Consider the following 8,375-nt stretch of genomic DNA (forward strand, 5'->3'; position numbering starts at 1 on the left):
GCGTCTCGTGGGCGCCGACGCGGCACCCCGCGCGGCACCCGCCGCTCCGCGCTATCCAGCGCTCCCCCGCACCACCAGCCGGTAGGGCGCCTCGATCACGCGCGCGGGACCGTCGTACCCGCCGATCCGCTCGATGAGCAGGTCGAGGACGGTCGCGGCGAGCGCCTGCTTGTCGGGATCGATCGTGGTCAGCGGCGGGGTCGTGAAGGCGGCCTCGTGGATGTTGTCGTAGCCGATGACGGCCACCTGCCCGGGCACGTCGATGCCGGCCATGCGCAGCCCCAGCAGCACGCCGCGGGCGAGGTCGTCGTTGCCGCACACGATCCCGTCCACCTCGGGGTGGGCCTCCATGAGCTCCCGCACCGCGCTCAGACCGCCCTCCTGGCTCCAGGTCGGGACCGTGGGGACGACGGGCTCCGCCGCTCCCGCCTCGGTCAGCGCGCGGCGCACGCCGCCCAGCCGCAGACGGCTCGTGGAGTGGGCCTGGCGGGCCTCGGTGGTGGGCAGCATGCCGAGGTAGGCGATGCGCGTGCGGCCGAGGCCGAGCAGGTGCGCGGTCGCGTCGCGGGCGGCGCGCTCGTTGTCGGTGCGCACATAGTCGCTGCCGGCGGGCAGCGCGGTCTCGGCCAGGTGCTCGCCGACGAAGACCGTCGGCTGGATGGTGCGGCCGAGCCCCGCGATGACGTCCTCGCCGATCAGCAGGGGGTTGAAGACGACGCCGTCGCCGAGCACCCGCGTGAAGCCCGAGAGCACGCTCGCCTCCTCGTCGCGGCCGGCGGCGGTGCTATGCAGCATGATGCTGCGGCGTCGCCTCTGGGCCTCGTCGGCGAACGCCTGGGCGAGCTCGGAGAAGTAGGTGCCTGCGAGCGAGGGGATCGCCAGCGTGATGAGTCCGCTGGTGCCGGTGCGCATCTGCTGCGCGCCCACCTGCGGCCGGTAGTTCAGCTCGCGGATCGCCTGCTGCACGCGCTCGCGGGTCGCCGGTCCCACGTTCGGCCGCTCGTTGACCACGTTGGAGACGGTCTTGATCGACACCCCGAGCCGCTCGGCGATCTCCCGCATGGTCACGTTGCGAGGGCGCGAGGAGCCGGCCGGGGGCGCCGGGGCGGATGGGTCGTGCTCAGGGGCCGACGGCGCGGCCCGACCGTCGGCCATCACGCCGTCGCGGCGTCGAGCCGCGACTGCCAGGAGCGCACGAGGACGAAGGTGGTCACGGCGACAAGGATCCCACCTCCCAGCAGCAGGCCGACGGGCTGGATGATCGCCGAGACGATCCCGGCCGCGACCAGCGTGATCGCCCAGGACGCTGTCGCCATCGGCAGCAGCGCGAGCCCGGCCAGGGCCCCGCGCCAGAGCATCGGCGAGGGCGCGTCCGGCCGCAGCACGTGCAGGGCGATCGCGTGGAAGAGCGCGAGCACGCTGATCACAGCGAGGATGCCCGCGGCCGCGAAGCCCGCCGGGAAGAACCAGGCGGGCAGGGCCCCGGCGAGGCCGAGGGCGAGGTTCGCCCCGGCAGTGAGGGAGATCAGGAGGAACGGTGCAGCCGCACGGTTCGCGGGCCCGAGCTCCGCGCGGAAGCGGTCCAGCACCGCGCGGGTCGCACCGCCGAGCCCGCCACCGGATCCGACCCCGGCTCCACTGCTCGATCCGCCACCAGATCTGCCGCCGAGCCCGCCGGAGCCCCCGAACACGTCGGCCCCGGGGACGTCCCCGCGCAGCACGGCCACGAGGGTCGCGGTCGCCGGGGCGAGCCCGCCGATCACGCCGCCGCACAGCACCAGGAGCACCCAGGCCACGTGGAGGGCGAGAAGGCGCGGCAGCCAGGCGAGCGCGGCCATCACGCCGTGCAGCGCGCCCGACCCGTCGGGCCCTTCCGACCCTCCCAGCCCGGATCGCCCGTCGGCCCGGAGCTCATCCTCCCGCACCTGTGTCATCGCCTCACCCCTTGTTCCCGGTCAGCGCGATCGACTCGATGATCTGGCGTTGGAAGATGAGGAACACGGCGAGCACGGGCACGAGCGCGATGATCGAGGCGGCCATGATCAGCGGGTAGTCGGTCTCCACCGCGTAGGTCGCGTTGAAGTTCGCGATCACCAGCTGCAGGGTGTGCACGTTCTCGGAGTTCAGGTAGATGATCGGGCCCAGGTAGTCGTTCCAGGTGCCCATGAACCACAGGATCACCTGGGCGGCGATCGCGGGGCGGATCAGCGGCAGCACGATCCTCCAGAAGATCTGGGGATGGTTCGCACCGTCGATCACGGCGGCCTCGATGAGGGAGTCGGGCACGCTCATCAGGTACTGGCGCAGGAAGAACACCATCATCAGGTTCCCGAACAGGCCGGGGACGATGAGCGGGAGCAGGGTGTCGACCCAGCCGATCTTCGAGAACAGCATGAAGGTGGGGATCATGAGCGCGGGGAACGGGATCATGATCCCGCCCAGCAGCGCGAGGAACAGGGCGTTCTTGCCGGGGATGCGCATCTTCGAGAACGCGTAGGCGGCGAAGCACGAGGTCACCGTGCCCAACGTGATCACGGTCAGGGAGACGATCGCGGAGTTCGCGATGCCGCGCAGCAGCGGCCCCGCCTCCCACACCCGGAGGTAGTTCGACCATTCGGCGGGCTTCGGGATCCACTGCGGCGGGAGCGCGAACACGTTCTCCTGGGTCTTCAGCGAGGTCGAGAGCATCCATGCCAGCGGCAGCAGCATGGTGAACGCGCCCAGGCACAGGACCACGAACACGATGACGTCGGCCGGGGACTGGAAGCGGCGTTCGCTCTTCTTCCGCCGACGACGGGCGGCGTCGGGCGCGACCCCGGAGGTCTGCAGCGGGGCGGTCGGGACGGCACTGGTGGCAGCCATGTCGGGCCTCCTCATTCCACCGTGAAGACGTTGCGGGAGTTCAGGTAGAACTGGAAGGCCGTGACCAGGAAGATCAGCGCTCCCAGCACGAGCGACATCGCTGTCGCGTATCCCAGTTTGAGGTTCTGGAAGCCCTGCTGCCAGATGTACCAGACGATGGTCGCGGAGCCGAACTCGGGGCCTCCGGTGGGGGTCATGATGTTGATCTCCGCGAACATCTGGGCACCGCCGATGATGCCGGTGACCACCAGGAAGAACGTGACGGGGCTGAGCATCGGCAGGGTGACGTGGCGGAAGCGCCGCCAGGCGCCCGCGCCGTCGAGCATCGCTGCCTCGAGCAGGTTCCTGGGCACCGACTGCAGGGCCGCGAGGTAGAGCAGCGTCGAGAACCCGAGCCCCTTCCACACGCCCATGAGGATCAGCGCCGGCTTGACCCAGGTCTTCTCCGCGAGCCAGTTCGGGCCGTCGATGCCGACGATGCGCAGCAGCTCGTTGACCAGGCCGAAGTCGCCGTTCAGGGCCCACTGCCAGAGGATCGAGATCGCGGCGACCGAGGACACCCCCGGCAGGTAGTAGATGACGCGGAACGCGGCGCGGCCGGGCATGCGGCGGTTCAGGGCGATCGCCAGGGCCAGCGAGATCGCGAGCCCGATCGGGATGCCGATCATGAGGAACAGGGTGTTCCACAGCGACTGCCAGAACTGGGGGTCGCCGGCCATGGTGCGGAAGTTCGTCAGCCCCGAGAACACCGGGGAGGACAGCCCGTTCCAGTGGGTGAAGGCCGCGTAGCAGGAGAACAGCAGCGGGGCGAGGGCGAACAGTGCGAAGCCGAGCACCGGCGGGGCGATGAAGATCCGTCCCCAGATCCGCTCGGGCCGGGTGAGCCGGCCGCGGCCGGGAGGCCGGGACGCCCCAGAGGTCCGGGATCCGGCCGAGGCGCGCGCGGAGCGTCGGCCGGGGCGGGCGAGCGCGGCGGGCGGCGGGGTGTTCGCGGCGGGGCCGACGGGCGTGGTGGCGCTCATCAGGAGTTCGCCTCCTGGTCGATGCGGAGCTGGTCGTAGCCCTGGTCCAGGAATCCCTGCATCACGGGCTGCGTGGCCTCGAGGTATTCGCCGACGTCCTGGCGGCCCTCGAGAACCGGCTGGATGTTGGTGAAGAAGGTGTCGAGCCACTCGGGGGTGTATGTGCAGGAGGTGGGCACGAAGTGGCCGTAGTCCTCGACGATGTCGATGTACTCCTGCTTGTTCTGCGGCTCGATCGACGTGTCCTTGACCCATTCCTTCGCATGGCTGCGGGTGTTGGGGATCGTCTGCCCCTGGCCGACGATGATCTCCTGCGCCTCGGGGTCGCAGGAGAGGAACATCGCCAGCTCCGCGGCACGATCCGGGCGCCGGCTGTTCGCGGAGACGCCGATGCCGAGCGAGCCCACGTTGGTCGCCGAGACGCCCGAGCGGCCCGTCGGATAGGGGCACAGGTCAAAGTCGAAGTCGAGGGTCCGGTAGAGCGTGAGGTCCCAGGGGGCGATGGGGAAGAACCCGATCTGGCCGCGCAGCCAGCGCTGGTAGCCGTCGAGGCCCTCGGTCTCGTTGATCGAGGGAGTGACCTTGTGCTTCTCCCGCAGGTCGACGACGTACTGGAGGGCCTCGGCGAACTCGGGGGTGTCGACGGTGACGGTGCGGGCGTCCTCGTCGACCCAGTCGGCGCCGTTGGACCACACGTAGGAGTGCAGCTCGGCGGTGATGTTCACCGAGTTGCCCCAGCTGTCGGTCTTCCCGTCGCCGTCGTGGTCGCCGGTCAGGGCCTTGCAGCGGTCCAGGAACTCGTCCCAGGTCAGCGGCTCGTCGGGGTCGGGCGGTTCGACGCCCATCTCCTTGAAGAGGGTCTTGTTGTACCCGAAGGAGAAGGGGCCGACGTCCTTGGGCATCGCGTACAGCGGGCCCGTGCCGATGCTCTCCCCGTCGAAGCGGTAGAGGTCCAGGCCCGCCTGCCAGATGTCGTCGACGGGCAGGTCGGTGGTGTCGACGTACTGGCTGAGGTCGGCGAGGACCCCGTTGGTCACGTACGCCATGGTGCGCGTGGGCTCGAGGTAGAAGAGGTCCGGCGTGGAGTTTCCCAGGATCGCGGTCTGCAGCTTGGTCGCGTACTGGTCGACGCTCGTGGAGATCAGGTTGACCTGGATGCCGGTGCGGCGGATGAACACGTCCACGGCGCGGGCGAAGACGTCGCGCTCCTCGGTGGAGCCGCGGAACATGAAGGTCAGGACGTCGGGGTCGGAGGAATGGAGGTTCCCGCAGCCACTCGCCGTGGCCGCTGTGGCCGCCGCGGCACCGGCTCCGAGGGCTCCGGTGAGGAATCGTCGTCGTCTCATGGGGATCCGTTCTGCCTCGTCCCGTGCGCGCCGCGTCTGCTCCCTCGCAGCCCGGTCTCTCCGTCGAGACCCGCGGATTCGTGGTGACGTGTGGCACAAGGTACATCGTTGAACTAGAGTCGGCAAGCATCGGCCCGCGGACACGTCCTCGATCCCGCGGCCGGAGGAGTCGGTCATGACCCTGCACGCCGCCGTCCACCTGCACCCCCGTCTCGCCGTCGGCCCCGTGCGCCGCCGCACCTTCGGCAGCTTCGTCGAGCACATGGCGCGCTGCGTGTACACGGGGATCTTCGAGCCCGATCACCCCAGCGCCGACGCCGACGGTCTGCGCACCGACGTCCTCGAGCTCGTGCGCGAGCTCGGCGTCTCGAGCGTCCGCTATCCCGGCGGGAACTTCGTCTCCGGCTACCGCTGGGAGGACGGCGTGGGGCCGCGCGAGCACCGCCCGGTGCGCCGCGACCTCGCCTGGCACTCCACGGAGACCAACGCCTTCGGGCTCGACGAGTTCATGACCTGGGCGGACGCCGCCGGCGTCGAGCCGATGTACGCGGTGAACCTCGGGACCCGCGGCACCCAGGAGGCGCTGGACGTCCTCGAGTACGCGAACGGGGCCGTCGGCACCGACCTCGCCGACCATCGCGCGCTGAACGGCCACGCGGAGCCGTACGGCATCCGCATGTGGTGCCTGGGCAACGAGATGGACGGACCCTGGCAGCTGGGGCACGTGCCCGCCCGCGACTACGCGGTGCTCGCGGCCGAGACGGCCCGCGCCATGCGCCGCGCGGACCCCGCCCTCGAGCTCGTGGCCTGCGGCTCCTCCCATGCGGCGATGCCGACCTTCGGGGCCTGGGAGCAGGCGGTCCTGGAGGCGGGGTACGACGCGATCGACATGCTCTCGGCGCACGTCTACTACGCCGAGGAGGACGGCGACCAGGCCTCCTACCTCGCCTCGGCCGACGACATGGACGCCTACATCGACGCGGTCGTCGCGACCTCCGATCACGTGCGCGCGCTCAAGGGCGAGGACAAGCGCATCATGATCAGCTTCGACGAGTGGAACGTCGCGGCCTCCCGCGGGGACGCCGGCGAGGAGCCGAGCGGCGAGGACTGGCCGATCGCGCCCCGGTTCGCCGAGTCCACGTACAGCGCGCAGGACGCCGTGGTGGTCGGATCGCTGCTGATCAGCCTGCTGCGGCACACGGACCGCGTGGCCTCCGCCTCGCAGGCGCAGCTGGTCAACGTGCTCGCCCCGATCCGCACCGAGGTCGGCGGGCCGGCCTGGCGCCAGAGCATCTTCCATCCCTTCGCGCTCACCTCGCGCCACGCGCGTGGCCAGGTGCTCGTGACCGGCGTCGACTCCCCCGCCGCCGAGAACCGCCGCTTCGGGCAGAGTGCGGCGCTCTACTCGGTCGCCACGTGGGACGAGGAGACCGGGCAGCTCACGGTCTTCGCCGTGAACCGCTCCGGGGCCGACGCGCTCGAGCTGGACGTGGACCTCGCGGCGTTCGGGGAGGCGGGCTCCGGGCCCGCGGGCTTCGAGCTCGTCGACGCCGTGCTCCTGCACGAGGACGACCCGCACCGCACGAACTCTGCCCGCCGCCCCGACCGGGTCGTGCCCCACACCCTGGAGGAGGTGAGCCTCGAGTCCGCCGGCGATGGCGACGCCACCGCGGGCGGCGCCGATGCTCCTGCGGGCGGCACCGTCGCCCCCGCGTCCGCCCGCCTCACCGCGACCCTGCCCCCGATCAGCTGGAGCATGATCCGGCTGCAGAAGACCAATCCGCGGAAGACCCAGTAGCCCCAGAACCCTCAGAACCCCCGAACGAGGACGTGACACAGATGCAACGACGCACCCTGACCACCGCACTCACTGCAGCCCTGACCGGCAGCGCCGTCGCCGGCATCGCCGGCCCCGCAACGGCCGACGGAACGGGAGGGGGATCCGGCGGGGAGGGAGGACGACCCGGCGGCGAGGGCGGACGATCCGGCGGCCCCGGCACCGCGGGCGGCGCCGGGACGACCGACCAGGCGCCCCGGCTCCTGCACGACGGCACCGGCCTCTACCCGCGCGCGATCCGCCTGGCGCACAACGGTGACGCGGACGACCGCCTCCTCGCCTCCGTCGTCACCTTCGAGGGGGCCGACGGCGCGGAGGGCTCCGGCAGGATCTTCGAGTCGACGGACGGCGACGCCACGTTCTCCCAGGTCGGGGAGGCCTTCGACGAGGCGACGCAGGGTGGGGAGGGCATCTGCTGCGCGACGCTCTACGAGCTGCCGCGCCCGATCGGCGACCTGCCCGAGGGCGCGCTGCTGTGGAGCGCCTCGGTGGGCGCCGACCTTGCGGAGCGTCGGATGACGATCCGCGTCTGGGCGAGCACGGACCTCGGCCGCAGCTGGGAGCGCGTGGCCATCACCCACGCCGCCGCGAACGAGGGCGGGCTGTGGGAGCCGGAGTTCGCGACCACGGACGACGGCACGCTGGTGCTCCTCTACTGCGATGAGACCGACGGCGAGCGCCACTCGCAGAAGATCGTCCTGCAGACCTCCACCGACGCCCTGACCTGGACCGATCCGGTGCCGGTGATCGAGCTCGAGGACCCGACGTCCCGGCCCGGCATGCCCAACGTGCGCCGCCTCCCGAACGGCCGCTGGGCGATGACCTACGAGGTCTGCGGCCCGAGCGCGACCGACGCCTGCCGTCTCTTCGTGCGCACTGCCGACGACCCCCGCGACTGGGGCCCGGTCACCGCGCGGGACGCCGTCATCGTCGCCGACGACGGCACCGAGCCCCGCCACACGCCGACCCTCACCCTCGATGCGGACGGCTCGGTGATCCTGGGCTCGCAGATGCACTACACGACCGACGGCGCGCTCTCCCCGAACAACGGCCAGGTGCTGCTCCGCACGCGCAGCAGCGCTCTGACCGGGGACATCTCCTGGGCGACAGAGCCCGCACCCGTGCCCGTGGAGGACCCCGACGACTCGCCGTGCCCGAACTACTCCCCCACGTTCGTGCGCACGGCGGCCGGGCAGCTCCTCGAGATCACCACCGCCCCCGGCGCCGACGGATGCCAGGCCTGGTACGGCTCGCGCGCCTGACGACAGGACCGGCGCGGCCGCCGGGCCCGCGCGGCCGCCGGGCCCG

7 protein-coding genes are annotated in these 8,375 nt (G+C 71.4%); 2 read left to right on the forward strand and 5 right to left on the reverse strand.

The window, feature by feature from the left end:
- Positions 1 to 51: 51 nt before the first annotated feature.
- From FHG10_RS17120 to FHG10_RS17140, 5 genes are all read right to left on the reverse strand, one after another.
- Positions 52 to 1,062, reverse strand: coding sequence for a LacI family DNA-binding transcriptional regulator (locus FHG10_RS17120; RefSeq protein WP_227488348.1), 1,011 nt, complete (start codon positions 1,060 to 1,062; stop codon positions 52 to 54).
- Between the two features lie 92 nt (positions 1,063 to 1,154).
- A complete protein-coding gene (locus tag FHG10_RS17125) occupies positions 1,155 to 1,934 on the reverse strand; it encodes a DUF624 domain-containing protein (RefSeq protein WP_152354580.1) in 780 nt (259 codons plus the stop codon).
- A gap of 4 nt (positions 1,935 to 1,938) precedes the next feature.
- Positions 1,939 to 2,862 carry a carbohydrate ABC transporter permease gene (locus FHG10_RS17130; RefSeq protein WP_152354581.1) on the reverse strand — a complete coding sequence of 308 codons (924 nt, stop codon included), beginning with the start codon at positions 2,860 to 2,862 and terminating at the stop codon, positions 1,939 to 1,941.
- 11 nt (positions 2,863 to 2,873) lie between these two features.
- A complete protein-coding gene (locus FHG10_RS17135; RefSeq protein WP_152354582.1) occupies positions 2,874 to 3,884 on the reverse strand; it encodes a carbohydrate ABC transporter permease in 1,011 nt (336 codons plus the stop codon).
- Positions 3,884 to 5,230, reverse strand: a complete 1,347-nt coding sequence (locus tag FHG10_RS17140) for an ABC transporter substrate-binding protein (RefSeq protein ID WP_152354583.1) — start codon at positions 5,228 to 5,230, stop codon at positions 3,884 to 3,886. The genes FHG10_RS17135 and FHG10_RS17140 overlap by 1 nt, the downstream gene beginning before the upstream one ends.
- 175 nt (positions 5,231 to 5,405) lie before the next feature.
- Between FHG10_RS17140 and arfA the strand changes: the two genes are divergently transcribed.
- Complete coding sequence (arfA, locus tag FHG10_RS17145; RefSeq protein WP_152354584.1) at positions 5,406 to 7,028, forward strand: arabinosylfuranosidase ArfA; 1,623 nt, start codon at positions 5,406 to 5,408, stop codon at positions 7,026 to 7,028.
- 41 nt (positions 7,029 to 7,069) lie between these two features.
- Positions 7,070 to 8,329: a sialidase family protein gene (locus FHG10_RS17150; RefSeq protein WP_152354585.1), complete on the forward strand. Its 1,260-nt coding sequence runs from the start codon at positions 7,070 to 7,072 to the stop codon at positions 8,327 to 8,329.
- The last annotated feature ends 46 nt before the right edge of the window (positions 8,330 to 8,375 follow it).

The sequence above is a fragment of the Brachybacterium subflavum genome, assembly GCF_009299795.1.
GTDB classification, from domain to species: domain Bacteria; phylum Actinomycetota; class Actinomycetes; order Actinomycetales; family Dermabacteraceae; genus Brachybacterium; species Brachybacterium subflavum.